Source organism: Mycolicibacterium sphagni (assembly GCF_002250655.1).
Taxonomy (GTDB): domain Bacteria; phylum Actinomycetota; class Actinomycetes; order Mycobacteriales; family Mycobacteriaceae; genus Mycobacterium; species Mycobacterium sphagni.
Genome location: NZ_NOZR01000020.1, coordinates 53,557 through 78,966, shown reverse-complemented (window position 1 = coordinate 78,966; position 25,410 = coordinate 53,557). Strand labels below are relative to the sequence as shown.

Annotated in this window: 22 protein-coding genes; 17 read left to right on the top strand and 5 right to left on the bottom strand. The window is 65.6% G+C overall.

Annotation, left to right across the window (positions count from 1 at the left end):
- Positions 1-10: 10 nt before the first annotated feature.
- The 6 genes from CG716_RS21225 to CG716_RS21200 all read left to right on the top strand — a co-directional run bounded on the left by CG716_RS21225 (position 11) and on the right by CG716_RS21200 (position 6,610).
- The gene (locus CG716_RS21225; RefSeq protein WP_094483090.1) at positions 11-727 is read left to right on the top strand and encodes an SDR family NAD(P)-dependent oxidoreductase; all 717 of its coding nucleotides are present in this window, start codon (positions 11-13) and stop codon (positions 725-727) included.
- An 87-nt stretch (positions 728-814) separates the two neighbouring features.
- A complete protein-coding gene (locus tag CG716_RS21220) occupies positions 815-1,906 on the top strand; it encodes an acyl-CoA dehydrogenase family protein (protein WP_094483089.1) in 1,092 nt (363 codons plus the stop codon).
- Positions 1,903-3,012, top strand: a complete 1,110-nt coding sequence (locus tag CG716_RS21215) for an acyl-CoA dehydrogenase family protein (protein ID WP_094483088.1) — start codon at positions 1,903-1,905, stop codon at positions 3,010-3,012. Before CG716_RS21220 ends, CG716_RS21215 begins: the two co-directional genes overlap by 4 nt.
- Positions 3,013-3,015: 3 nt before the next feature.
- Positions 3,016-4,161 carry an acyl-CoA dehydrogenase family protein gene (locus tag CG716_RS21210; RefSeq protein WP_094483087.1) on the top strand — a complete coding sequence of 382 codons (1,146 nt, stop codon included), beginning with the start codon at positions 3,016-3,018 and terminating at the stop codon, positions 4,159-4,161.
- A complete protein-coding gene (locus CG716_RS21205; RefSeq protein ID WP_094483086.1) occupies positions 4,161-5,084 on the top strand; it encodes an acyl-CoA dehydrogenase family protein in 924 nt (307 codons plus the stop codon). The genes CG716_RS21210 and CG716_RS21205 overlap by 1 nt, the downstream gene beginning before the upstream one ends.
- A 41-nt stretch (positions 5,085-5,125) precedes the next feature.
- On the top strand, positions 5,126-6,610 hold the full coding sequence (locus CG716_RS21200; protein WP_094483085.1) for a class I adenylate-forming enzyme family protein: 1,485 nt from the start codon (positions 5,126-5,128) through the stop codon (positions 6,608-6,610).
- Positions 6,611-6,613: 3 nt separating this feature from the next.
- On the opposite strand, the gene CG716_RS21195 is transcribed toward CG716_RS21200, so the two are convergent.
- Positions 6,614-7,069, bottom strand: a complete 456-nt coding sequence (locus CG716_RS21195) for a VOC family protein (protein ID WP_094483084.1) — start codon at positions 7,067-7,069, stop codon at positions 6,614-6,616.
- A 155-nt stretch (positions 7,070-7,224) separates the two neighbouring features.
- Between CG716_RS21195 and CG716_RS21190 the strand changes: the two genes are divergently transcribed.
- The gene (locus CG716_RS21190) at positions 7,225-7,776 is read left to right on the top strand and encodes a TetR/AcrR family transcriptional regulator (protein WP_094483083.1); all 552 of its coding nucleotides are present in this window, start codon (positions 7,225-7,227) and stop codon (positions 7,774-7,776) included.
- 94 nt (positions 7,777-7,870) lie between these two features.
- The gene (locus CG716_RS21185; RefSeq protein WP_094483082.1) at positions 7,871-8,710 is read left to right on the top strand and encodes a hypothetical protein; all 840 of its coding nucleotides are present in this window, start codon (positions 7,871-7,873) and stop codon (positions 8,708-8,710) included.
- Between the two features lie 6 nt (positions 8,711-8,716).
- On the opposite strand, the gene CG716_RS21180 is transcribed toward CG716_RS21185, so the two are convergent.
- The 4 genes from CG716_RS21180 to CG716_RS21165 all read right to left on the bottom strand — a co-directional run bounded on the left by CG716_RS21180 (position 8,717) and on the right by CG716_RS21165 (position 14,941).
- Positions 8,717-10,189, bottom strand: coding sequence for a TLP1 C-terminal extension domain-containing protein (locus tag CG716_RS21180; protein WP_094483081.1), 1,473 nt, complete (start codon positions 10,187-10,189; stop codon positions 8,717-8,719).
- Positions 10,190-10,202: 13 nt separating this feature from the next.
- Positions 10,203-11,024, bottom strand: a complete 822-nt coding sequence (locus tag CG716_RS21175; protein WP_094483080.1) for an enoyl-CoA hydratase-related protein — start codon at positions 11,022-11,024, stop codon at positions 10,203-10,205.
- A 20-nt stretch (positions 11,025-11,044) separates the two neighbouring features.
- Entirely contained in the window at positions 11,045-12,682 is a 1,638-nt protein-coding gene (locus tag CG716_RS21170; RefSeq protein WP_094483079.1) for an AMP-binding protein, read from the bottom strand.
- 93 nt (positions 12,683-12,775) lie between these two features.
- Entirely contained in the window at positions 12,776-14,941 is a 2,166-nt protein-coding gene (locus CG716_RS21165) for an acyl-CoA dehydrogenase family protein (protein ID WP_094483078.1), read from the bottom strand.
- A 174-nt stretch (positions 14,942-15,115) separates the two neighbouring features.
- Here CG716_RS21165 and CG716_RS21160 point away from each other — a divergent pair, with 174 nt between their 5' ends.
- The 9 genes from CG716_RS21160 (at position 15,116) to CG716_RS21120 (ending at position 25,410) form a co-directional block, all read left to right on the top strand.
- Positions 15,116-16,408, top strand: coding sequence for an amidohydrolase family protein (locus CG716_RS21160; RefSeq protein ID WP_094483077.1), 1,293 nt, complete (start codon positions 15,116-15,118; stop codon positions 16,406-16,408).
- Between the two features lie 102 nt (positions 16,409-16,510).
- Positions 16,511-17,227: a TetR family transcriptional regulator gene (locus tag CG716_RS21155; protein ID WP_165774227.1), complete on the top strand. Its 717-nt coding sequence runs from the start codon at positions 16,511-16,513 to the stop codon at positions 17,225-17,227.
- Between the two features lie 253 nt (positions 17,228-17,480).
- A complete protein-coding gene (locus CG716_RS21150; protein WP_094483075.1) occupies positions 17,481-18,632 on the top strand; it encodes an MCE family protein in 1,152 nt (383 codons plus the stop codon).
- Positions 18,629-19,651 (top strand): MCE family protein, encoded by a 1,023-nt coding sequence (locus tag CG716_RS21145; RefSeq protein ID WP_094483074.1) that lies wholly within the window; start codon positions 18,629-18,631, stop codon positions 19,649-19,651. The genes CG716_RS21150 and CG716_RS21145 overlap by 4 nt, the downstream gene beginning before the upstream one ends.
- Positions 19,651-20,733, top strand: coding sequence for an MCE family protein (locus tag CG716_RS21140; RefSeq protein WP_094483073.1), 1,083 nt, complete (start codon positions 19,651-19,653; stop codon positions 20,731-20,733). The genes CG716_RS21145 and CG716_RS21140 overlap by 1 nt, the downstream gene beginning before the upstream one ends.
- Positions 20,733-22,160 carry an MCE family protein gene (locus CG716_RS21135; protein WP_094483072.1) on the top strand — a complete coding sequence of 476 codons (1,428 nt, stop codon included), beginning with the start codon at positions 20,733-20,735 and terminating at the stop codon, positions 22,158-22,160. The genes CG716_RS21140 and CG716_RS21135 overlap by 1 nt, the downstream gene beginning before the upstream one ends.
- Positions 22,157-23,350 (top strand): MCE family protein, encoded by a 1,194-nt coding sequence (locus CG716_RS21130; RefSeq protein ID WP_094483071.1) that lies wholly within the window; start codon positions 22,157-22,159, stop codon positions 23,348-23,350. The genes CG716_RS21135 and CG716_RS21130 overlap by 4 nt, the downstream gene beginning before the upstream one ends.
- The gene (locus tag CG716_RS21125) at positions 23,351-24,907 is read left to right on the top strand and encodes an MCE family protein (RefSeq protein ID WP_094483070.1); all 1,557 of its coding nucleotides are present in this window, start codon (positions 23,351-23,353) and stop codon (positions 24,905-24,907) included. It begins immediately after the preceding gene.
- Positions 24,904-25,410: an Rv2253/PknI dimerization domain-containing protein gene (locus tag CG716_RS21120; RefSeq protein WP_094483069.1), complete on the top strand. Its 507-nt coding sequence runs from the start codon at positions 24,904-24,906 to the stop codon at positions 25,408-25,410. Before CG716_RS21125 ends, CG716_RS21120 begins: the two co-directional genes overlap by 4 nt.

Genomic DNA, 25,410 nt, shown 5'->3' with positions numbered 1-25,410 from the left:
AGGCTGGCGCGTGCGCAATGCGATTGTCACCGGTGGCAGTGGCGGAATCGGCAAGGTAGTCGGCCGCCGCCTGGTCGAATGCGGGTACGACGTGCTGCTGACCGCACGCCGGGAGGGGCCGCTGCGGGCGGCCGCGGACGAGATCGGCGCTCGGTGGGCGGTGGGCGACGCCTCGGATCCCGCCAGCTTCGCGATGGCGCTGCGTGACTGCGAGCGGGTCGATCTGGTTGTGCACGCCGCCGGGGTGCTCGGCGGCACCTACGCGCGCAAGCAGACGTTCGAGCAGTGGCGCACCATCATCTCGGCCAATCTCGACTCCTGCTTCGTCGTAACGCAGGCAGCCCTGCCGCTGATGCAACCGGGTTCCCGGTTCATCTTTCTGTCGTCGTCCGCCTCCCACGAGCCGATGCCCGGGCGGACCGCGTATTCAGCATCGAAGGCGGGGATGAACGCGTTCGCCCGTGCGCTGGCCCTCGAGGTCGATCGCGACGGCATCGTGGTCAACATCGTCACGCCCGGCCCGGTGGAAACCGATATGCTGGAAGATGTTCCGTTCGAGATGTACGCGATCACCGCAACCGATGTCGCCGACGCCGTGGCGTGGCTGGACACCGTGGCACCCTCGGTCGACCTGCCTGAGATCCGGCTCAACGCCATCACCCGCGGGCCCTCCGCGCGCCCCCCGGTGGTTCCGCCGGAGGCTCAGCGCCGCGCGGTCAGTAACTGATACCCATCCGCCCCACACCACCCTGCCGGGTGCATGGTTTGACGTCGCGTCGTCTACTTTACTATTTTTATAAAGAAAGGGAGACGGATGCAGATCGGGCCTTCAGCGGATCAACTGAGCCTGCGCGACGGGGTGCGTGAGGTGCTGGCCGCCGACTGTCCCCTGACCCTGGACCGGCGGGTGTACGAGGATGAAATGGCGTGGCAACCGTTGTGGCGCAACGCCGTCGACCTCGGCTGGACGTGGCTGGCCCGGCGGAATTACGACGGTGCCGACGATCTGGGATTGACGACCCTGGATCTGGTACTCACCCTCGAAGCACTGGGGTCCGCCCTGGCGCCCATACCGTTTCTGAGCAGCGTGGGGATGGCCGCCGGTGCGGCCCGGGCCGGCGGTGCTGCCACCGACGCGCTGCTGAACGTGATCGCGGGCGGCACGGTAGCGACGCTGGCGGCGCAGTCAGGCACCGATCGGCTCCCCGGCGCGACGATGACGCTGTCCGGAGGTCGCGTCCGCGGCGCGGCCGCGGCCGTCCCCGACGCAGTCAATGCCGAACTGCTGGTCGTGCTATGCAGCGATGGGGACGACACCGCGCTGGCCGTCGTGGCCACGGCCGACGCCGGGGTGACGATCGATCAGGTCGAATCGGCTGACCCGGCGCGGCCCCTGGCCACCGTCACGGTAGACGCCCCTGCCGAGCTGACGGTGCCAGTCGAGGTCGAAACAGCCTTGGGTCCAGCACTTTTGGCGGTCGCCGCGGAGCTCGTCGGGGTAGGGCAAGCAGCATTGGACGTGGCCGTCGAGCATGCCAAGAACCGCTATCAGTTTGATCGGCCGATCGGTTCGTTCCAGGCGATCAAACACGCGTTGGCCGACAACCAGGTCAGCATCGAACGAGCCCGCAGCCTGGCATATCTGGCAGCGACCCGAGTCGACGACCCCTCTGTCGGCCCGGCAGAACGCTGGCGCAGCTGTGCGCTGGCGAAGGCGGCCGCAGGTGATGCGGCCCTTGCCTGTACCCGGACCGCCGTGCAGGTGCTGGGGGCGCTGGGCCAGACGTGGGAACACGACATCCACCTGTATCTGCGGCGGGCCTGGCTCGGCGCCGCTGCGCTCGGGGATTCCTCGAGCCTCTATCACCTCGAGGGACGCCGATTCTTGGCAGGCGCGGGCCGATGAGTCAGGATTCGCTGCGGGATGAGTTCGCCGGTTGGCTCACCTCGGTGCTGCCGGCCGACTACTACCAGAACTACGCCACCTATCGGTGGGACATCGGCCTGCGTCGCGCCTACCAACGCGCGAGTTTCGACGCCGGCTGGATCCAGCCGACGTGGCCGCGGGGGCAGGGTGGGCGCGGACTGACCGCTGCTGAGGCACTGGAGATCCGGCTCGAGGGCGCGCTGCGCTCGGCACCCAAGTTGCCCAATATCGCGGGGCCCAATGTCGCGGCGGCCAGCATCCGGGCCTTCGGCACAGCCGAACAGGTGGACCGCCTGCTGGCGCCGTGCCTGGCCGGCGACGAGTGGTGGGCGCTGGGCATGTCGGAACCCGAAGCGGGGTCGGATTTCGCGGGCCTGCGCACCCGCGCCGTGCGAAACGGCGACGTCTTCGTGGTCAACGGTCACAAGATCTGGACCACGCAAGCCCACGAGTCCCGCTGGTGCCTGCTGTATGCGCGGACCGATCCGCAAGCGCCCAAACACAAGGGCATCTCCTGTTTCGTATTGGATCTGCGCGCGCCGGGCGTCACGGTCAATCCGATCCGGATGGCATCGCGATCCGACGAGACCTTCTGTGAGGTCTTCCTCGCCGACGTCGAGATCCCGGCCACGGAGTTGCTGGGCCCGGAGAACGGTGGTTGGGGTGTGGCAATCTCATCGCTCGGCCATGAGCGCCAAATGATCTGGGTGATGAACTGGGTGGAGATCCAGCGCGGCCTCGACTCGATCCGGGCGGCCCAGTCCGGGTCATGCGATGACTTGTACGGGCCGGTCGGAGTGCTGATGGCCGACGCGGAAGCGCTGCGCGCCAGCGGATATCGGGCCATGAACAACGACCAGGCCGGCAGGCCCAGCCCGGAGGGCGACATCCTCAAGCTCCTGGGTTCGACGACGCTGCAACGAACCTGGGAGATCAGTGCGGCGGCAAGGGGAAGTGCCGCGGTCGCCGACGCGGACCTGGAGTTCGAACGCCACGATGCCCTGGCAGCGGGGATCTATGGCGGCACCTCCGAGGTGCAGCGCAACATCATCGGCGAGCGACTGCTCGGCCTCCCGAAAGGATGAGACGTGGACTATGCGTTGGGAGATGACGCGGCGGCCCTGCGGCAGCGGTTACGGGATCTGATGAAGACCCACTTGCCGGACCGGTTCCACGGTGCGTTCACCGACGACCCGGAGGATCTCGCCACCGCGGAGGCGTTCTGCCGGCTCCTGGCCAAGGAGGGTCTGCTCACCCTGGCCTGGCCCGAAGAGTATGGCGGCGGCGGTGGTTCGGTATGGCAGCAGACTGTGGTGCGGGAGGAGATGTGGGCCGCACATGAGCCACGCGGCGCGCAATACATGGGAGTCAACTGGGTGGGCCCGGCGATCATGCGCTACGGCACCGCCGATCAGAAGGCCACCCACCTGGCGGCCATCTCGGCGGGTGAAGTGATCTGGTGTCAGGGCTTCTCGGAGCCCGAGGCGGGCACCGATTTGGCGTCGCTGCGCACCCGTGCCGTACGCGACGGTGACGGGTGGGTTATCAACGGGCAGAAGATCTGGACGTCGTACGCGCTGATGGCGCGCTGGTGCGTGCTCGCCACCCGCACCGAGCCGGTCGAGGGATCCTCGGGCCGGCACACCCTGTTCCTGATCCCGATGGATCGGGCCGGGGTCACGGCACGGCCGATCAGGTCGATGCTGGGACCCCACCATCTCAATGAGGTGTTCTTCGACAATGTCCGGGCCAGTGACGCAGACGTGCTCGGCGAGGTCGGCGGCGGCTGGCAGGTCATCCGCGAGGCGCTGGCCTTCGAACGTGTGGGCATCGCCCGCTATGCCAGGTGCGAATCGCTGCTGGAGCGGTTGCGCGTTGAGCTGGGCCAGCAGTGGGCGGACCTACCGGAATCAATCCGGACCCGCTGGGCGCGAGCACTTGTCGATCTGCGGGTGGCCCGGCTGCTCGCCTACCGCGCGGTGTCGCTGCTCGACGATCCGGCGGCACCGGCAGCGGCCAGTTCGGCCCGGATCGCGGCCACCACCTGCGACCAGAAGGTCGCCGAGCTGCTCTTCGACGCGCTGGGGGCGGCAGCGATGGACGCCACACCCGATGCCGTGCTCGACGGAGCGGTCGACGACCACTGGCGCTACGCACAGGCGGCGACAGTGGCCTCGGGAACCATTGAGGTGCAACGGATGCTGGTCGCACGCGAGCTGCTCGGAGGCCGATGATGGAAACGTCACTGCCCGAACATATTCGGGAATTCGGCCGGGTAGCTCACCACCGCTTCGCGACGCTCGGCGGCCCGCAGGAATCATCGCTGCCCGCCGAGCGCGACGGGTCACTGCGCGAGCTGGCCGCCGCCGCGCTGGCCGAGATCGGTGCCACCGAACTTGACGTGCGCAACGATGCCGAGGATCGGCTGGCCGGCGCGGTGGTGGCGCGTGCCGCGGGCGCGGTGCTGCTGCCCTACCCGGTGGTGGACGACCTGATGGCGATCGACGGTGCGCGACTGAGTCTGGTCGATCCCCGGATCCCGCGCGTCGATCACGGCGATCTGGCCGGCCCGTGGCTGCTGGCCGACCTCGACGGAATCGCCTATACCGCCACGCTGGGCCCGCGCCATCCGGCGAAACTCGGCCCGTTTCTGGTGCGGGCCACCGACCTGTCGCCGGTCAACACGGTGCCGCGCGCCGACCTCGCACTGCACTTGATCATGCAGTCGTGGCGCATTCTGGGTGCCCTGGAACGCGCGCTGGAGATCACCTGTGATCACGTCAAGGCCCGCACCCAATTCGGCAAGACACTCTCGGAATTTCAGTTCGTCAGGTTCACCGTCGCCGACGCCAGCGTCACCCTCCGCGGCCTGGAAGAGCTGGCCAAGTTCAGCCTCTCGCGCTGGGCACCCGCCACCGACGCCATCGGGTGGACCGATGCGCTGATGCTGAAGATCAAGGCCGCCGAGGCCGGCATCCAGTTGATGCGCACCAGCCATCAGCTGCTGGGCGCGCTGGGCTTTTGCGACGAGTCGGACATCAGCGTCATCGACCGTCATCTGCAGCCGGCGTTGCGCCTTCCTGAAAGCGTTGAAGCACTGGCCCTTCGACTCGCTCCGGAAGTCGGCGCGGGTCATGTGGAGACGCTGTTCTCATGATTCCGACGCCCGCCTCGGCTCCCCGATTGGATACTCCCCTTATGCCTGAGTCTCCGCAGCAGCCCGACGTCGACGGGATCCCCTTCGGCCGCCAGCTGAGCATCCGCGCCGCCGCGGACCCCGATGGGCCTGCACTGATCGTGGTCGGCAAGGACGGTTCGGACACGAAAGTCAGCTGGTCGGAGCTGGAGCGATCCGCCAATCAGTGGGCCCGTGCGCTGCAGAGTGTTCCCGTGCCCGAGGGGGCGATGGTGGCCCTGTCGGTGCCGAATTCTGTTGAGCTGGTTGTCGCGACACTGGCGACGTGGAAACTCGGGGCCACACCGGTACCGATGCGGTGGGACCTGCCCGCCTGGGAACACGAGCGTCTCATCGAGGTTATCGATCCCGCCGTGACCATCGCCGAAGACAACGTCGCGAGCTGGGCCGGGCGCGCCGCCCGCCAGGACGACACCCCGCTGCCCGATGCGGTATCCCCGGCCGTCAGCGGCATCTGCAGCTCTGGGTCGACAGGCCTGCCGAAGGTCATCCTCAACACCTCGCCCGCGCAATGGACCCCGGCACACAATGTCCCGTTCATGGCGCAGTGGACGCCGGTAACCCAGCCGCAGACGATTCTGGTTCCCGCGCCGATGTATCACACCAACGGGTTCGTGACGTTGACCTATCTTCTGGGTGGCGACATGTTGGTGGTCCTCGAGAAGTTCGACGCGCGGGTGGCACTGGATGCCATTGAGCGGCACCGTGTTACCACGTTCACTGCGACTCCGACGATGCTCTCTCGCATCGCCGATGTGCCGGACATCGCGAGCCGGGACCTGTCCAGCATCGAGTGGATAATGCAGGGCGCGGCGGTGATGCCGCCACATCTGTTGCGGCGGTGGTTCGAATTGCTCAGCCCACAGCAGGTGCTGATGGCCTATGGCATGACCGAGAACCTGGGCCTGACGGCGTTGCGCGGCGACGAGTGGCTCGAACACCCCGGCAGCGTTGGCCGCGGCTTCCGCGACACCGAGATCCGGGTCCTGGGCGACGACGGCCAGCCGGTGCCCCCCGGTGAGTTCGGCGAGATCTATCTCCGGGCACCGATGAACGATCAATACCGCTATATCGGTGGCGCCACGCAGTTACCAAGAACGGCGGACGGATTCGCGACCGCAGGCGATATCGGCCACCTCGACGCCGACGGCTATCTCTTCATCGCCGACCGGCGCACCGACATGATCGTCACCGGCGGAGCCAATGTGTTTCCGGCTGAAGTCGAATCGGCGCTCATCGAACACCCGCAAATCGCCGACGTCGTGGTGATCGGTATTTCGGACGCACAATGGGGTCGCCGTGTGCACGCCGTCGTTCAGGCCACCGAGATCAGTGCGCCGCCAACCGAACAGGACGTGATCCTGTTCGCAAAGGGCAAACTCGCCGGCTACAAGGTGCCCAAGACCGTCGAATTCGTCGAGGAGATCCCGCGCACGGCCGCCACCAAGGTGAACCGGTCGGCGATGGTCGAGGCCCGCGGCGGCTAGCGGTCAGCCGGGCGTTTCGGCCGGTGCGGTCAACGGCGGCATCAGCTCGACCATCACCCCATCGGGATCGACGACAGTGGCCGCGAATCCACCACGCGGCACCGGCATCATACGCGGTGTCCCACCGAGACCCAGTTCCTCGAGCCGGCTCAGCACCGCGGGCACATCGGCCCGCATCGATAGCAGGAACAGTCCCCGCGCCGGGCCGCCAGGTCCGGGCCCGCTGGCGGCGATGCGGTTACTGCCGAGGTCGAGCAGCTCGACAATGCCAGCTTCGGGAGACGCCGGGTCGCCCAGGAAAATAAAGCGCACTTGCTCGGTGTGCACACCGAGCAGCGGATGCAGATCGGCCTCGAGCACCTGGTCCGATACCACCTCCAACCCCAGGCCGTCTCGGTAGAAGCGCAACGACAGTTCGATATCCCGCACGCACAAACCGGCATGGTGGAGCAGGGGCATAGTTTCTCTCCGCAATTCGGACGTTCCATAGCGGCGTCGGCGGGTGACAATGTATTCCGGGTGAGTACCGGACACTATCGGCACAATGTGCGATAACAGCGCAGATAGTGTGACATCATGTGCGTTTGATGTAAAGCGATTGGAGTCTTGTTCTCGTGGCCACAGAGGTTGAGCAGTCGACCCGGCGCCGGATACTGGACGCCACGTATGTGGTGTTGTCCCGCACCGGCCGCCGAAATCTCCTGCTCGCCGATGTCGCGGCCGAAGCCAAAGTCTCGCGCCCCACGCTGTATCGGCATTTCGGCTCCCGCGAAGGCTTGCTCGAGGCGTTCAGCCAGTACGAACAGGATAATTTCGATGCCGGCATGGCCCGTGCCATCGCAGGGCTGCACGGCGAGGATCGCCTCGATGCGGCGCTGCAATTCGTCGTCGACTTCCAGAACTCGCACTCCGCACGTCACATCGTCGACCTGGAACCCGAGCACATCCTGGTGCAGATGCGCCTGACCCTGCCGGTCATCGAGAAGCGAATCCGCCAAGTGCTGACCGGCGACAACGCCGATACCGCCGCCTCAGCGATCGTCCATATCGCCATCTGCCACTACCTGATTCAGGGCGGCACCCCCGAACAGTTCCTCGCCGAGCTGCGGCTGGCGGCGGGACTGGATCCCCGGCGGCGCCGTGCGCCGAAATCGGCAGCCAGCTAACCCCACCGACGCAGGCGTTATATCCAGCTCCAGAAGTAACGTTGCGTAGCCAAAATTTGGTTTACATGAACCAGGTTCCATGTAACATGCTTTCATGGCGACACCCACCCCGAAGCACCTTCTGATCGGCGCGGCTGGCCATCTGATCGTCAGCGGGGCTGTCGTCTGGGCGGTGGACAGCGTGCGTCGGCGGCGACGCCCGGCGCAGCGAGACCGCCGCGAGCATCGCGCTACCGGCCCGGCCAACGACACCGCGGCAATGGGGTGCCCGGCGCCGGTCTCCCCCGTGCCGGCCGGGGAGGATTGGCTGCCGACGGTTCATCGTGAGATCGCTGAGTTGAGCGCCTTTGCGGGCCATTTCGAGCAGTCCGCCGCCCTCGGCAGGCATGAGGGCGATATGGCCGACGATGTGTTCGTCCGGCTCGACGACCTTCGGTGGCTGCTGGCGGACTATGTGCTGCATGGGGCACGCGTGCGGCGCCTCGTTGAGTTGCCGGTGCTGGTGGAGTCCATCCTCGGCTGGTCGGCAGAGGGATCAGATGCCCAAGCCGGCCTGTGCGCGGCCGCGGGCGATCTACTGTCGTCGAGCCGTACCACCAATAAGGTCATGTTCGACTGGCTGCTGACCCATCGCGTCGTCATCCCGGATCCGGACTTCCTCGACAGCAACGCTCTGCTAGACCGGTATCGGCGGATGGAGCTCGAACCGCAGCTGGTCTCAAGCGATCCGCTGTATCTGCTGGTCTGTCTCATCCACGATGCACTGGAGGCCGCAGAACAATACGAGAATGTCGAGGACGCGATGCTGGAGCGGTTCGAGGCACAGCTCACCAAGCCGCTGGCCGCAATTGAACTCGAGATTGCCGCCGCGATGGCGTTCAACAACGCGCTCGTCGGCACGTTCCGTGATCCGCACCCGACCGACGCGGCGTGACGTTTCTTACCAGCGGGCTTCGTTACACGTGCCGTCGGTGGTGACCACAACGGATTGACCGACGAGCTCACGTGATTCGGCATCGGCGAGCAACTCGGCGTCCTTGACGCGAGCCAAGGCACGACCATCCGGAGTGTCCAGCACCACCAACCCCTGTTCCGCGGAGCCGTCTCGACCGTGCGCGACGGTGTAGGCCAGCACCGTGGCCGCCCCCGACCAGCCGGCGAGAACGTGGTGCCGGGGCTGATCGGCCTCGACGGTCGCCTGCAGTGCCGCCGGGTCGGCCAGATCGGGTTCGCCCACTGGCATCGAGGACCACACCGCCGCAACGTGTTTAGCCAGATGCATGCCGACCCCGGTGATCAGCACGTGCCCATCCTCGGCCGCCAGCCGGTCATGGGCGCTGGCGATGGCATGTGTGACGTAGCCGCTGGCCGGGCCACCCGCATAGGGCAGTCCACCGGTGATCGTCGTCCCACGTTCGTCGTCGAGCGCCAAGCCGAGCGCGTCGCAGCCGAGCCGCACCGACGACGGGAAACACGAGTACAGATCGAACGCGGTCATGTCTGACAGCGTCAGCCCCGCCGAGGCAAGCGCGTGGCGGCCCGTGACCGCCATGGCAGCGGACTTCGACAGATCGTCGCGTTCGGCGACGGTGGCCGGGTCTTCGGCATAGGCCCAACCCGAGAGATAGAGCCGCTCGTTCTCCGGAACCCCTAGCGCATCGGCCCTGGCCCGCGTCGCCAGCAGCAGGGCAGCCGACATGTCGACGTCCATGACGGCGACTTCGCGTTTCGTATAGGGCCATCCCACATAGCGATTGGCGTCGGTGACCGTACCGATCGCTGCCGCGCTGAGGATGTCCGGGCGCCAGGCGTGCGGATTGAAGGCAGCGACTCGGGTCATGGCCGCCATAACGTCGGCGGCCTCCGCGGCATCATCGGACAGCGAGGCTCCCCGGCGGGCACGGCGAGCAGTGTCCCAGAGCGGGAACGTTTCCCAGGCTTGGAAAACCGAATGGTTGGCCTCCGAGGCGTGCGGGGGGTCCCACGGGAACGGCGAGGACTGGCGGTACCGCCAGGGCAGCCGTGCGCCCAGTTTCTTGGCCTTGCGCACCGTGGCCAACGCTTCGGCACTGCAGATCAGCGCCAGGTCGAGATCGCCCCGCAGCATCGCCTCGGCGGTCCGGTTCACCAATTCCTGAGGCGTGGTCCCGCCGATACCCGAATACATGCGGTGGGCGGGGTCGGCGCCGATCAATGATGCCAGCCGCCCGACCGGATCGTCGTAGGGCCAACTTTGGCAGTACACGACTTGCAGCGATTCGATCTGAGTGAGGATGTCCGGTGATCCTGCTAACGCGGCGGCTTCGCGAGCCCGCTGGGCCCAACTCACCAGTGGCTCAGGTGCTTCGGCGTCGCGATCGGTGTGCTGCGCCGCCCCGATCACGCAGAGCTGGCGGGAATTGCTCGTGCTCATCGCGTCCCGCGTCCTATCGACCAGTCCACCGCGGCGGCCGTTTCTCGGCGAACGCACGTGGCCCCTCTTTGGCGTCCTCGGTGGCGAACACCTCCCGGGAGATCGCACCCTCGTTGCGGTAGGCCTCGCGCAGGTCCATCTTCAGACCTTCCAGCACACTGCGTTTGGTGGCCTTGATGGCCAACGGTGCGTTCTTGACGATCCTCGCCGCGTACTCGAACGCCTTGTCAAGCAACTCGTCTTCACCAACGACGGCATTGAGCAGCCCCATCTGAAACGCCCGCTGCGCGTCGATGATGTCGGCGCACAACAAGAACTCCATGGCCTGAGCGAACGGGATCTGCCGCGGCAGCCGGACAGTGGTGCCGCCGCCTGCGAACAGCCCACGGGCCGGCTCGAGCACACCGAAAGTGGCATGCTCGCTGGCAACCCGGATGTCGACGCCGCCAAGCATCTCCATACCGCCGGCCACGCACGGCCCGTTGATCGCCGCGATGATCGGTTTGTAGATCTTGCTGCCCCGCAGCACAGCGTCGGTGCCGTCGGACAGTGCATAGCCTTTCACCGACGTGGCGGTGCCCGCTTTGAGTTCCTTTGCCAGTGCGGTGATTTCGGGAACGTAGGTTTTGAGGTCGGCACCGGACATATAGGAGCGCCCGACGCCGGTGAAGATCGCCACCCAAGCGTCGTCGTCGCCGTCGAAGCGCTTCCACGCTTGCGCGAGCTGATGGAAGTGCTCGAGGTCGCAGGCGTTCTTGGCTTCCGGGCGGTCGAGCGTGATGAGTGCAACATGCTCCGCACCCGGCCGAACAGCGAGCTGATAGTGAACCGGCACCGATATTCCCTTCGTGTTGTCTACAGTCGCTCGGGCGCCGCGGTGCCCGATTGCGGATAGGCCTGGACCCTGTCGTGGGCGACGAACTGGTCGCGCCAGCCGTCACGATCGCTGTCGGTAAACGGCACGTAGACCAACGACCGGTCCTGGCGCCACCAGATCGGGTCGTCGCTGAGCCAGGCGTCGCGCCGCAGCGGCTTCTTGTCGACCTTGCCATGTCCAACCACGGGTATCGCCGGTGTCACTCGGACGAAACGCGGTGCCCACTTCGTGCCCAGATCGGCTTGCGCGCCTAGGAATTCGGCGAATTCTTCGGGGTTGAACGGGTGGCCGGGTGCCATCTCCAGGACGGCCATCACCTGGTCGCCGCTGGCCGGGTCGGGTACCCCGAAGACCGCCGCGGCGGCGGCGTGCTCGTAGCGGCCGACGATGCGTTCGACGGGGCCGGCGGCGAAGTTCTCCGAGTCGACCCGGATCCAGTCCCCCACTCGACCCGCGAACCAGAACACCCCGTCGGCGTCACGGTAGGCAAGGTCGCCGGACCAGAACCACCCGCCGCGCAGCCGATCCGACTGGGCCTCGGGGTTGTCCCAATAGCCCTCGAAGGAGCCGGCCGCGTCGCGCCGCACCAGTTCGCCGATGGCGTCAGCAGCGTTGCTCAGCATGCCGTTGACGTCGAATTCGGCGACAGCACACTGTTTACCGTCCTCGTCGACGACCGCGATATCGGCCCCTTTGGGGGCCGTGCCCAGTGATCCCGGTTTGGCCGCGGGCAGCAGCGAAATGCCGCCCTCGCTGGACCCGTACCCACTGAAGACCCGGACGCCGAAGCGCTCGCGGAAGGCGTCGCAGTCCCGGGGCGAGGCTTCCGGGGCGAGTACCACCCGCAATCTGTGGTCGCGGTCGTGGGAGGTCGGCGGGGTGGCCAGGATGTAGCCGAGGGCGCGGCCGACGGTGCTGGTGAACGTCACCCCGTTCCGGCGGACGTCGTCCAACCAGGCGCTGGCCGAGAATCTGTCCCGCAGCACCAGGCTGCAGCCGCTGGCCAACGCGGGGAAAAGTGTGGCGCTCAACGCATTACCGTGGGCCAGCGGCATCGGACAGTACAGCACGGCCTCAGTGCCGAACCCTAGGCCGCCCGCCACGCCGGCGAGTCTGCTCTGGCTACATTTCGCGGCCTTGGGCGCCGAGGTGGATCCCGAGGTGAACAGCAAGAACAACAGGGTCGACGGTGACGGCTCATCCTCGGGTAACGCCGCCCCGGCGTAGGCAGCCCACGGCGCATCAGCGACCAACACGGACTCTTCGACCAGGTCGGCGTACGCCGAGTCGGCGATGACGAATTGGCAAGCGGTGTGGGCGATATCGCGCGCGAGCTCGGCACCGCGGCGGGTGGCGTTGAGACCGACGATGCAGGCGCCGGCCAGTGCGGCGCCGAGGATCTGGAAGACATATTCGGGCACGTTGGGCAGCAGCACGCCGATGTGCGGTGGGTGTCCGCGATGAAGGGTGTCGCGCATCCATTCCGCCCGTGCGGCTGCCTCGGCGACCACCTGGCGCCACGTCCAGGTCTGATCGCCGAAGATCAACGCGACGTTGTCGTCCTCGGCACGCGCCTTGACCAACGCGGCAGCGGTGATCTGAGGCTGATCGGTCATGCGTCGAGACTCCCGGGAGGGCATGAGTGACACCGGGGGTGCCACGTTTCTATTTTCGGATAATAGCAATATAGACAGCGCTCTCGGTCGGACTTACCCCATCAAAGGATCTCGTGGCAATCCGAGCAGGCGCTCGGCGATGGTGTTGCGCATGATCTCCGAGGTGCCGCCGGCGATGGTCAGGCAGCGGGCATAGATGTAGGCGTGGGTCAGCTCTGGGGCGGCGCCCACCACCGCGGCCACACCAGCCAGGTCCATGCCCAATTCGGTTTGATGCTGTGCACTTTCGGCGGTCAGCAGTTTGGCCACGTTAGCTTCCGGGCCCGGCGCGGCACCGAGGATGGCACGGCTGGCCCGCCGCCGATTGAGGAGCGTGATGGTGTGCGATTCGGCGATTACCTCGCCGGTCCGACGGGTCATCGCCGCGGCAATATCGGCGGATGCGTTGTCCAGCAGGATGATCAGTTCGTCGGCGTCTACCCCGGGCAGGCCGTCGCCGCCGGCGATGGAAACGCGCTCGTTGCCCAAGGTTGCCCGGGCGACCGCCCAGCCGCGGCCGATCTCCCCGACGACATCCTCGTCGGGCACGAACACATTGTCGAAGAACACTTCGTTGAAGAGAGCCTCACCGGTCATCTCACGCAGCGGACGCACTGTGACGCCTTCGCTGGACATGTCGATGGCCATCATCGTGACACCGGCGTGCTTGGGTGCATCGGGGTCGGTACGGACGGTGGCCAGACCCCATTGGCATTTCTCCGCCAGGGTCGTCCACACCTTCTGGCCGGTGATCCGCCAGCCACCCTCGACGCGGCGCGCCGCGGTTCGCACAGCGGCGGCGTCCGAACCCGCCCCTGGCTCGGAGAACAGCTGACACCACATGGCCTGGCCCCGCAAGACCGGCTCCACCCAGCGACTACGCTGCTCCTCGGTGCCGGCCTCACTGATGGTCAGCATGACCCAGCCGGTGATACCCAACGTGGGCATATCGACACCGGCGAACTCCTCTTCGATCACCAGCTGCTCGACGGTGCCGGCCTCGCGCCCCCACGGCGCACGCCAATGTGGCACGAGATAACCCGAATCGACTAGGAAATCGCGCCGTTGCAGCTCAGGCAGCCCCTGCAGAGTCGCCACCGCCTCGCGAGCCGACTCCCGGTAGGTATCCGCTTCGGCGGGTAACTCGAAGGTGGCACCGCGAGCCTTGCCAGCCCGCTGTGCCTCGACGACGTCGCGCCAGGGATCGGCGCCGTCAGTGGTCAGCGCGGCCACCGTTCGGGCCCGGCGCAGGTACAGGTGCGCATCGTGTTCCCAGGTGTAGCCGATACCGCCGTGCAGCTGGATGTTGCACTGAGCGGTGAGCACCTGGGCACGAGTGGCTTGCGCGGAGGCCACCGCGGCAGCGAACCAGGCGCTGTCGAGCTCCGTGGCGCGGGCGGCCTCCCAGGTCGCCGCGGTGGCCTGCTCGGCGGCGATCAGCATGTTGGCCAGGTGGTGTTTGACTGCCTGGAAACTACCGATCACCCGGCCGAATTGTTCACGTGCGGTGACGTATTCGCGCGCCATCTCGACGCAGGACCAGCTGGCGCCGACGGACTCGGCTGCCGACAGGATGCGCCAGATCGTGCGCGCGGCACGGGCAGCCCCTGGCATCACTCGATCTGGTGTCAGTGCCACGTCCCGGAGTACAACCGCTCCCACCGACCGAGTGCCGTCCAGGCCGGGCAGGTCGGTGATCTCGACACCGCCGGCGTGGGTGTCCACGACGACGACGTCCTCCCCACTGATCAGCAGCACAACATCGGCATCGGGCGCGCCCAGCACCGCCGGGCTTGCGCCGGTGACCACCAGGTCGGGGCCAACTGTGACGTCGCCGCCAAGGCCAAGCGCCCCGATGCGGCTGCCGTCCGCGAGACCGGGCAGCTCAGCCGCCCGCAGGTCCGCGCCACCGATCCGGTCGATGACTGCGCCGGCGACGACTGTGGGTAGGAACGGCCCCGGACTGACTTCGTGCCCGAACGCTTCGAGAACGACCGCGAGTTCGGGCAGGCCGTACCCGGACCCGCCGTATTCCTCGGCGACGGCCAGTCCGGTCCACCCCAATTCACTTGCGATGCGCAAGATTCCGCTAGATTCTTCCGGCTTACCGTCCTGCGCCGCGCGGGCGCCCTGCCGGCTCTTGGCCCGCTTCAGCGCTCCTGTGGCGGCGTCGCCCAGGGCGTGGTGTTCCTCGGTGATCGCCAGCATCGAGCTCGTCACGCCGGGCGCCCCGCGGCGCGTGGGGGCCTACCGGATCGCAGAAATCTCATTCACTTCTCCATCACTGCGGTAACTGCTATCGTTGTGATTACCGTAACGATAGCAAAGCGGCGGTGCCGTTCCGCGGCCTGCTCACCGGCGGCGGGGCTCTATCGCAATAGGAAGGTTTTCCCGATGGACGTAAACGACTTGGTGCTCGTAAGTGTCGACGATCATGTGGTCGAACCTCCGAATCTGTTCGACGGACGACTGCCGGCCAAGTACGCCGATTACGCACCGCGGTTCGTCACCCGCGCCGATGGCACGGATGCCTGGGAGTACAACGGTGAGACCGTCGCCAACGTCGCGCTCAACGCCGTCGCCGGCCGCCCCAAAGAGGAGTACGGCATCGAGCCGACATCGTTCTCCCAGTTGCGCAAGGGCACCTACGACCACAGCGAGCGGGTCAAGGACATGAGCGCCAACGGGGTTCTCGGCTCGCTCTGCTTCCCGTCCTTCCCTCAGTTCTGCGGTCAGCTGTTCGCCCGGACCGCAGACAAGGACGTCGCGCTGGCGATGGTCCAGGCCTACAACGACTGGCACATCGACGAGTGGTGCGGCAGCAATCCTGGCCGTTTCATCCCCTGCGCCCTGCCGGCGATCTGGGATCCGGAGGTGATGGCCGACGAGATCCGGCGAGTCGCCAAGAAGGGTTGCCATTCCATCACTTTCAGTGAGAACCCGTCCAAACTCGGTTGGCCCTCGATTCACGATCCGCACTGGAACCCCGTGTGGGAGGCGTGCAGTGACGAAGCCGTCGTGGTCTGTATGCACATCGGCTCCTCCTCTCAGCTGACGATCACCTCACCCGACGCACCGATGGACGTCATGATCACTCTGCAACCGATGAACATCGTGCAGGCCGCGGCCGATCTGGTGTGGTCGAGCATGCTGCGCAATTACCCCGATCTCAAGGTCGCGCTCTCCGAGGGCGGCATCGGGTGGATTCCGTATTTCCTCGAGCGCATCGACTACAACTACGACCGCCACCACGCCTGGACCGGGCAGGATTTCGGCGACAAGCTACCCAGCGAGATCTTCAACGAGCATGTGCTGACGTGTTTCATCGACGACAAGTTCGGCCTCGCCAGCCGCGAGCACCTCGCCATGGACAAGGTCATGTGGGAATGCGACTATCCCCACTCCGACTCCAATTGGCCGGAATCGCCGGAGATCCTGACGCAGTCGCTGGCCGGGTTGTCCGATACCGAGATCGACCAGGTGACCCACCTGAACGCCATGCGGCACTTCAATTTCGATCCCTTCACCGTCCTGGGCGGGAAGCAGAACTGCACGGTCGGTGCGCTCCGCAAACAGGTCGAAGGTCATGACGTGGCGATCCGGTCACAGCGCCGCGCCGACGACGACGGCTCGCACGCCACCAAGGCGACGGACCTGTTGAAAATGGCGATGTCACATTCGGATTAGCCACCCACCAAGGAGGTGCGAATCGGTGTTTACCGTCGGTTACACTGCAGCGAGAACGGTTGGGATTCGGTGAGCGCTACCGTGATGACCCAGGGAGTGAGCATGTCAGAACCCGTCGCGGCGAAGCCCCGCACGGTGAAGCCCAAACGGCGCCCGCGGGGATCGCTCGCCCTCGATGACATCGTTTCCGGCGCTTTCGAATTGGCCGAAGAAGTCTCGATCGCAGGGCTGAGCATGCCCCTGCTTGCCAAGCACATGGATGCTCCCGTCACCAGTATCTACTGGCACTTCCGCAAGAAGGAACAACTGCTCGATGCCATGACCGAGCGGGCAATTCTGCAGTATCACTTCAGCAGTCCGTTCATCGACGGCGGGACCTGGCAGGACGGTCTGCGCAACCACTTTCGGGAGATCCGCCGGGTCTTCCAGGAACGACCGGTGCTGTGTGAGCTGATCCTCATGCGCACCGGCGAGCTGAGCCCGGAGGCAACCCACACCTCGGTGGACAATCTCGAAGCGGCGGTCGGCACCCTGGTCGAGGCCGGCTTCAAACCCGATGATGCGCTGAGCGTCTATCTGGCCCTGTCGGCCTTCAGTCGCGGCACTGCGATGATCGAACATCTCAATGCCGTCCAGCGCCAGCACCCCGGACGGCGCGCGACGGGTGTCACGACCGCGCACCCATACCTCTATGAGCTGGAATACCAGGGGCATTCGATCGAGACCCTGGAGTTCGAGTTCACGCTGGAGGCACTGATCAGCAGGGCTGAAGCCGTCTTGGCCGAGACCGCTGGAGCAAAAAAGACCCGCCGGCGCTAGAACACGCCTCCGGTCACCTGGGCTGAAACTGGTTCTGTTTCAGCCACTTTGATTGATTTCCTGATGCTGGCGCGCGCCCACAATTGTCTCCATCCCAGTTTGACGATTCCCTTGACCCAAAGATGGCACTTTACTATCTTTATAAAAACAAGGAGTTATGGATGGAACGCTGCACCGGCGATGAGAGCAACCCGTGGTGACCGCCGGGCCATCGTCGACGCGCCGCGCCCTTGGCCCGCCCCTTGCCGGACTGATGACCGTCCTCGTGATCGCAGCCATCGTGGCCGGTGCGGCAGCGATGTTCCGGGGAGACTTCACCAAAACCGTTCCGCTGACCGTCATGTCGCCGAGGGCCGGGCTGGTCATGAATCCCGACGCCAAGGTCGAGCTGCTGGGCGTGCAGGTCGGCAACGTCAGATCAATCGAGACATTGCCGAACGGACAAGCCGCTCTTCATCTGGAGATGGATCCAGTTCAGCTGCAACAAATTCCATCGAACGTTGTGGCCAGTATCGCGTCCACGACGGTGTTCGGGGCCAAGTACGTCCAGCTGCTCCCTCCTCAAGATCCCTCCCCAACCCGCCTGCAGCCCGGCCAGGTCCTCACCGGTGAGCACGTGACCGTCGAGATCAATACCGTCTTCCAACAACTGACATCGGTGCTGGCCCACGTCGATCCGCCCAAGCTCAACCAAACCCTCGGCGCGATCGCGGCGGCATTCAACGACCGCGGGAACAAGATCGGCCAAAGCCTGGTGGATTTGGACACGATCCTGACCAAACTCGATCCGAGCCTTCCAACACTGGAATACGAGCTTCAGATCGCTCCCGGCGTCGTCGATTCCTACGCCGACGCCGCGCCGGATCTGCTCGACCTCGCGCGCAACTCCACTCGTATCAGCCAGACGATCGTCGATGAGCAGCACAACCTCGATGCATTCCTGGTGAGCAGCATCGGATTGGCTGACATCGGCAACGACGTCCTCGGTGCCAACGAACAGCCCCTGGCCAAGGTGCTGCATCTGTTGGCACCGACTACCGACCTGACCCACGAATACAGCCCGGCATTGAACTGCGCCCTGGCCGGAATGTTGAGGCTCTCCACCGATCCGCCGCTGCCTCTACCCGGGGCCGTCGACATGGTCGGTCTGGACCTCGGCCGGGAGCGCTATCGCTACCCAGCTAATCTCCCGAAAGTCGCGGCCACCGGCGGCCCACAATGCACGGACCTCCCGAACGTGCCGTTCGGCGCCACGCCGCCCTTCGTCGTCACCGACATCGGCGCCAACCCGGCCCAGTACGGCAATCAAGGGATTCTCTTGAACTCCGACGGTCTCAAGCAGTTGCTCTTCGGCCCGCTCGACGGGCCCCCGCGCAACAGCGCGCAGATCGGCCAGCCCGGATGAACCGCTCGTGGGCAACCGTGGTGAAGTTCGGCGTCTATGTGACGGTCATGACGCTGCTCACGGCGTCGCTGTTCTTCATCTTCGGCCAATACCGGACCGGGGCCGCCAACCCCTACAGTGCCGTGTTCAGCGATGCGTCCCGGCTGAAGTCCGGTGACACTGTCCGTGCCGCCGGCATTCAGATCGGCACCGTACGTGAGGTAACACTGCAGCCGGACGGGAATGTGTTGGTCGCGTTCGACGCGGACCCGACCGTCGCACTCACTGCGGGATCGCGAGCCGCGGTTCGTTATCTGAACCTGGTCGGTGATCGCTACCTCGACCTCACCCAGGGGACCGGATCGGGCCGGATCCTGCCGCCAGGTGCCCAGATCTCGCTCGATCACACCACCCCGGCCCTCGACCTGGACCTTCTTCTGGGCGGCCTGAAACCCGTGATCCAGGGACTCAACCCCCAAGACGTCAACGCCCTGACCGCGTCACTGCTACAGGTGTTGCAAGGACAGGGCGACACCCTGGCGTCACTGCTGTCCAACACATCGTCGTTCTCCAACAGCCTCGCCGACAACGGCGCCACCATCGACCGGCTGATCACCAACCTCAACACGGTGATGGCCACGATCGCCAAGGACGGCAACCAATTCGGGGGCGCCCTCGACCGGCTCGAGCGGCTGACCACCGAGCTGTCCCAGCAGCGTGACCCGATCGGATCGGCAATCGACGCTCTCAGTACCGGCACGGCCTCGATCACCGACTTGTTGACGACGGCCCGTCCGCCGTTGGCGGGGCTAGTGGATCAGCTGAACCGGGTCGCGCCGCTGATCGATGATCGCAAGGACCTAATCGATGTCGCGCTACAGCGGGCGCCGGAGAACTACCGAAAGCTGGCGCGGCTCGGGTCGTATGGCAGCTGGATCAACTACTACATCTGTGGAATCTCGCTGCGCGTGACGGATCTGCAGGGCCGTACCGCGGTATTCCCGTGGGTCATGCAGGAAGGTGGGAGGTGCGCTGAATAATGCTGAAATACCGCGGACCTCAGCTCATCCGGGCGGGCTTCATCGGCGTAGTCCTCGTCGCGCTGATCATCATCGCCGGCCTCAACTCGCAAACGCTGACCACCTGGGCCACTTCAGTCCGCTTTCAGGCGTTGTTCGCCGACGCCGGCGGGTTGGCCGTCGGCAATGACGTGACCCGGTCGGGCATCAAAATCGGCTCCGTATCGGATATTTCGCTGCGTCAGGGCTTGGCGCTGGTGACGGTGACCGTCGAGGGCCGGTACCGGTTGGGCTCGCAGACCACCGCCCACATTCGTACCGGGTCGCTGCTGGGTCAGCGCGTTGTCACGCTGGAATCGGCCGGCTCCGGTGTCATGCGGCCCAACACCGTCATCCCGGTGGCCCGCACGTCCACTCCTTACTCGCTCACCGAGGCGGTCAGCGACCTGGCCTCCACGACCGCGAGCACCAACACGCAGAGCCTCAACCAGGCACTCGACACCCTGTCGACCACCATCGATACGATCGCGCCGCAGATCGGGCCGACCTTCGACGGGTTGACCCGGTTGTCGCAGGCACTCAACGAGCGAAACGACACGCTGGGTGAATTGCTCACGCACGCAGCCGATTTGACCGGCATATTGTCGCAGCGCAGCCAGCGCGTCAACACCCTCATCCTCAACGCGAACGACCTGGTCGGTGTGCTCGACGAGCGACGGCAGACCCTGGTCAATCTTCTGCAGAGCGTCGCCGCCGTCTCCCGACAGCTGTCCGGACTGGTCGCCGACAATAAAGCCAAGCTCGCGCCGACCCTGGACAAGCTGAACTCGGTCACCGCGATGCTTGAGAAGAACCGCGACAACATCGCCAAAGCAATACCGGGCCTGGCGAAATACGAACTCACTCAGGGAGAAACCGTGTCCAGCGGCTTCTACTACACGGCGTTCGTCCCTAACCTCATACCCGGCCAGTTTCTCCAGCCGTTCATGGACTACGCACTCGGATTCCGGCGCGGTATCGACGCCGGCCGGCCACCGGACAATGCCGGGCCGCGCGCCGAAATCCCATTTCCGTACAACGGGATTCCAGGAGGTAGTCGATAATGCGCTCACAATGGCTTACTCGCGGCCTGGTCGCCGTATTCGCCGTGCTGATTGCCGTTGGGGCAACCATCGTCGTACGCAATGCATTCTTCGGGCCCACGACCATCACCGCGTACTTCGCCAGCGCTACCGCCATCTATCCCGGTGACGACGTGCGGGTATCCGGGGTGAAGGTCGGCACCATCACGGCTATCGACCCTCAGGGTCAGCAGGCGAAGATGACCCTGAGGGTCGATCACGGCGTCGCTATCCCCGCCGATGCGAAAGCCGTTGTCGTCGCTCAGAATCTGATTGCCGCACGGTACGTCCAGTTGACACCCGCGTACACCACTACCGGACAGACCATGGCTGACGGCGCGGTCATCCCGCGAGATCGCACCGCGGTCCCGGTCGAATGGGACGAGGTGAAGGCACAGCTGATGCGCCTGGCGACAGACCTGGGCCCCAAGGCCGGAACCGACACCACCTCGGTGGCACGATTCATCGATTCCGCGGCCGATGCCCTCGACGGCAATGGCGACAAGTTGCGTGCAACGCTGGGGCAGCTGTCGACCATCGCACGGGTGTTGGCAAGTGGCAGTGGGAATATCGTCGATATCATCACCAATCTGCAGGTCTTCGTCACCGCGCTGCATGACAGCAACACCCAGATCGTGCAATTCGAAGACCGGCTGGCCACGCTGACCAGCGTGCTCGACAACAGCCGCAGCGACCTCGATGCCGCCCTGACGTATCTGTCCGCGGCTGTCGGCGACGTCCAGAGCTTCATCGCGGACACCAGGGACAAGACCGCCGAACAGATCCGCAGCCTGGCAGCGGTCACGCAGAATCTGGCCGACCACAAGATGGACCTGGAGAACGTTCTGCACGTCGCGCCCAATGCGTTCGGCAACCAGTACAACATCTACGGTCCCGACAATGGCGCACCTCTTGGCGCCTTCGTGTTCAACAACTTCTCCAACCCGGTCCAGTTCATCTGCTCAATAATCGGTGCGGTCCAGAACACCACCGCAGACGCAACGGCCAAGGCCTGCTCGCAATACCTCGGCCCCGCGCTGCGGCTGTTGAACTTCGATTACCTGCCGTTTCCGGTCAATCCGTATCTGATGAAGTCCACCGATCCCGACAAGCTCATCTACACCGACCCGAAGCTGGCCCCCGCCGGTAGCGGACCCCAGCCCGGACCCGTCGAAGAACCCCCGGCAATCTCGGCCTACACCGGGCTGAACGGAGACGTTCCCGCGCCGCCGGGTCTGGGCCAACCGCCCGCCGTCGCCCCCGGATCGTCTGCGCCCGATCACCTTCCGGCCTCGCCGTCCCCGGCGTTGTTCCCGGGAGCGCCGGTTCCGCAGGGAGCGCCCCCTGGCCCAGCACCGGCGGCAAACCTGCCCGCAATGCTGCTACCCGCCGAGGGATCAACGCCATGAGCGAACTCAGGCCGGCACGCCGCATCGTCGCCGTCGCCACCGCCGCGCTGATCACCGCAGGGTGCGGCTTTCACGGACTCAATTCGCTGCCGCTGCCCGGTACGGTCGGGCAAGGGCCCGGCGCCGAGGTCTACCACGTCGAAATCGCCAACGTGGGCACCTTGGAATCGAATTCGCCGGTGATGATCAACGACGTCGTGGTCGGCAGCGTCGGGCAGATGAGATTCACGAACTGGCATGCCGACGTTGAAGTTTCGCTCCGTCCAGGCAGCGCGGTGCCGGCAAACGCGGTAGCCCGGGTCGGTCAAACCAGCCTGCTGGGATCGATGCACCTGGCCCTTGACCCGCCCGCGGGCCAGTCCCCGCAGGGACGCCTGCAACCCGGCAGCACCCTGACGTTGAACCAGTCCTCGACCTATCCGTCCACCGAACAGACGCTGTCGGCGTTGTCAGCTGTGGTCAACGCGGGCGGACTTGGCCAAATCGGTGACATCATCCACAACTTCAACGCCGCATTGTCGGGCCGAGAACCGCAGATCCGAGATCTGCTGTCCCGCCTGAACGACTTCATCGGCACCCTGGCGCGTCAGCGCGATAACATCATCGCCACCATCAACGGGCTGGACCGGCTTTCGGGCACCCTAGCTGGCCAAATCGCCGACATTGACACTGCCTTACACAAGATTCCGCCAGCCCTGGATGTACTCATCCGCGAGCGCCCCAAGATCACTGATGCTTTGGACAGGCTGCGTGTGTTCAGCGATACGACCACCACTCTCGTCAACGACACTCAGGCCGACCTGGTGCGAAACCTGACCAACCTCGGCCCCACCATCGCGGCCCTCGCCGACGTCGGCCCCGGCCTGCCCCGGGCATTGGCGTACCTGTCAGCCTTTCCCCTGGGCCAGGACCTCATCGACCGGGGAGTCAAGGGTGACTACATGAACCTGTTCACCATCCTCGACCTCACCGTTCCCCGGCTGAAGCGCTCCCTGTTCCTCGGAACCCGCTGGGGTGATGCCAATGCGCAACTGGTCGCTGCGCCGGGTGAGCCTGGGTATTTGAACTACACCTACAACCCACTGGGTGTCGGTGTGCTACCGCCGGACGCGCCACCACCGCCATCTCAGCCGCCGAGCCAGGCACCGGCCCCGCCCGCTATCGCGCCGACCGACGAAGGCGGCCACTAGATGCTCACCCGTTTCGTCCGCATCCAGCTGATCATCTTCACGATCGCCTCGATCGTCGGGCTGACTGTGATCGGGGTCAAATATCTGCAGGCCGCGACACTGCTAGGGGTGGGCCGACTCACCGTCACCCTGCAATTGCCCGCGAGCGGCGGACTCTATCGGTTCAGCAACGTCACCTACCGCGGTGTTCAAATCGGCAAGGTCACGGACGTCAAAGTGGTCGACGGCCGGCGCGTGGATGCCACTCTCTCGCTGGATGATTCGCCGCGGGTGCCCGTTGATCTGGTGGCGCATGTCCGCAGCATCTCCGCGGTCGGCGAACAGTTCGTCGACCTGCAGCCCAACACCGAGGGGCCGCCCTACCTATCCGACGGATCAGTGATCCCGCTGAGCAAAAGCACTGTCCCGCAACAAGTCGGGCCGATGCTCGATCAGCTCAGCAACCTCGTGAGCAGCATTCCCAAAGAACGAATGCAGGACCTGCTCGACGAATCCTTCAAAGCGTTCAACGGTGCCGGATACGATTTCGGGTCGCTGATCGACTCCGGCACCACGCTGACGCATGCCCTCAGCGGTATCGCCGACCGCAACCGCACCCTCGTTGATGACAGCGCTCCGCTGCTGCGCTCCCAGGCTGACAGCGTCGACGCGATCCGGACCTGGGCGCACAGCATCGCTGGCCTGACCGGCCAACTCGCCCAGAATGATTTGCAGATCCGCACCGTGCTGGAGACCGGCCCCGGATTCGCCGATGAGGTATCCCGACTGCTCGCCGAAGTCAAGCCGACCCTGCCGGTGCTGCTGGCCAACCTGACCACGATCGGCCAGATCGGCGTCACCTACCACGCGTCGATCGAGCAGCTGCTGGTTCTGCTCCCACCCACGGCGGCCAACTACATCTCCATTACTCCGAGCAACAACCCCACTGGGCTTCCCATGGGTGATTTCGGCATCTCGATCGGCGACCCGCCGGCCTGCACGGTCGGATTTCTGCCGCCATCGCAATGGCGTTCCCCCGCGGATCTGACCACCGTCGACACCCCTGATGACCTGTACTGCAAGCTGCCCCAGGATTCGCCGATCGCCGTTCGCGGCGCGCGTAACTACCCCTGCATGGGCCATCCCGGCAAGCGGGCACCGACCGTGCAAATCTGCGACAGCGACAAGCCGTACGAGCCGCTGGCGATGCGTCAACACGTGGTCGGCCCCTATCCGCTCGACCCGAATCTGATCGCGCAGGGCGTTCCGCCCGATACCCGAGTCAACCCCGATGACAACATCTTTGGGCCATTGCAGGGCACTCCCGCGCCAGGCGGCCCTGCCCCGGACCCTGCGCCGGCCGCCGCACCGCCGGACCCGACACCGCCGACCGCGGCACCATCGGCGGCACCAAGTGCCTTCCATGACAACGCCACCGTCACGCCATCGGTGGCGATCGCCCACTACGACAGCCATACCGGCGCCTACATGGCACCCGACGGCCATCTGTACCGCTCGGCGGACGTGGTGAACGCCGCGCCGAAGGCGTGGACCGATCTGGTGAGTGGGCCTCAATGACCGGCCGCGCGGCGACGATCGCCGTAGCGGTCGCCATGGCGATGGGCGAGGCAGCAGCGCCCGCAGGTGCGCAGTCGAGCGCACCGCTCAACGGTCGGTACATCGCGATCTCCAACGGCGACTGGGCCCAAACCAACGACTCCTATCACAACGAGGTCACCGTGCGCAGCACGTGGACGATCAGCTCGACGTGCACCCAGGGCGACGAATGCACCGGACAGGTCAGCAGCGACCTGGGCTGGACAGCGCCGCTACGCAAGCAGAACGACACCTGGATCGTCGACCGCGATCTTCCCGACTGGGAGACGTGTGCCGATGGCACCACCGCCCCCGGCCACCAGAAGATCCGGTTCTGGCGAGTCAACGCCGCTGGCATGCAAGACTACTCCGACCAGTCACCGATCTTCGCCGGCGAAGACAAGACGGTCGGACCCAGCGGCGCCTGCGGCAAGAATCAATGGCTGACTATTCGGATGCCGTTCTCGCTCCAGCAGATTGACTAA

Excerpts from the sequence above, each read along its gene's own strand:
- CG716_RS21220 (WP_094483089.1), top strand. The coding sequence starts at position 815 with ATGCAGATCGGGCCTTCAGCGGATCAACTGAGCCTGCGCGACGGGGTG.
- CG716_RS21215 (WP_094483088.1), top strand. The coding sequence starts at position 1,903 with ATGAGTCAGGATTCGCTGCGGGATGAGTTCGCCGGTTGGCTCACCTCG.
- CG716_RS21205 (WP_094483086.1), top strand. The coding sequence starts at position 4,161 with ATGGAAACGTCACTGCCCGAACATATTCGGGAATTCGGCCGGGTAGCT.
- CG716_RS21200 (WP_094483085.1), top strand. The coding sequence starts at position 5,126 with ATGCCTGAGTCTCCGCAGCAGCCCGACGTCGACGGGATCCCCTTCGGC.
- CG716_RS21195 (WP_094483084.1), bottom strand. The coding sequence starts at position 7,069 with ATGCCCCTGCTCCACCATGCCGGTTTGTGCGTGCGGGATATCGAACTG.
- CG716_RS21185 (WP_094483082.1), top strand. The coding sequence starts at position 7,871 with ATGGCGACACCCACCCCGAAGCACCTTCTGATCGGCGCGGCTGGCCAT.
- CG716_RS21180 (WP_094483081.1), bottom strand. The coding sequence starts at position 10,189 with ATGAGCACGAGCAATTCCCGCCAGCTCTGCGTGATCGGGGCGGCGCAG.
- CG716_RS21170 (WP_094483079.1), bottom strand. The coding sequence starts at position 12,682 with ATGACCGATCAGCCTCAGATCACCGCTGCCGCGTTGGTCAAGGCGCGT.
- CG716_RS21160 (WP_094483077.1), top strand. The coding sequence starts at position 15,116 with ATGGACGTAAACGACTTGGTGCTCGTAAGTGTCGACGATCATGTGGTC.
- CG716_RS21155 (WP_165774227.1), top strand. The coding sequence starts at position 16,511 with ATGTCAGAACCCGTCGCGGCGAAGCCCCGCACGGTGAAGCCCAAACGG.
- CG716_RS21150 (WP_094483075.1), top strand. The coding sequence starts at position 17,481 with ATGACCGTCCTCGTGATCGCAGCCATCGTGGCCGGTGCGGCAGCGATG.
- CG716_RS21145 (WP_094483074.1), top strand. The coding sequence starts at position 18,629 with ATGAACCGCTCGTGGGCAACCGTGGTGAAGTTCGGCGTCTATGTGACG.
- CG716_RS21140 (WP_094483073.1), top strand. The coding sequence starts at position 19,651 with ATGCTGAAATACCGCGGACCTCAGCTCATCCGGGCGGGCTTCATCGGC.
- CG716_RS21135 (WP_094483072.1), top strand. The coding sequence starts at position 20,733 with ATGCGCTCACAATGGCTTACTCGCGGCCTGGTCGCCGTATTCGCCGTG.
- CG716_RS21130 (WP_094483071.1), top strand. The coding sequence starts at position 22,157 with ATGAGCGAACTCAGGCCGGCACGCCGCATCGTCGCCGTCGCCACCGCC.
- CG716_RS21125 (WP_094483070.1), top strand. The coding sequence starts at position 23,351 with ATGCTCACCCGTTTCGTCCGCATCCAGCTGATCATCTTCACGATCGCC.
- CG716_RS21120 (WP_094483069.1), top strand. The coding sequence starts at position 24,904 with ATGACCGGCCGCGCGGCGACGATCGCCGTAGCGGTCGCCATGGCGATG.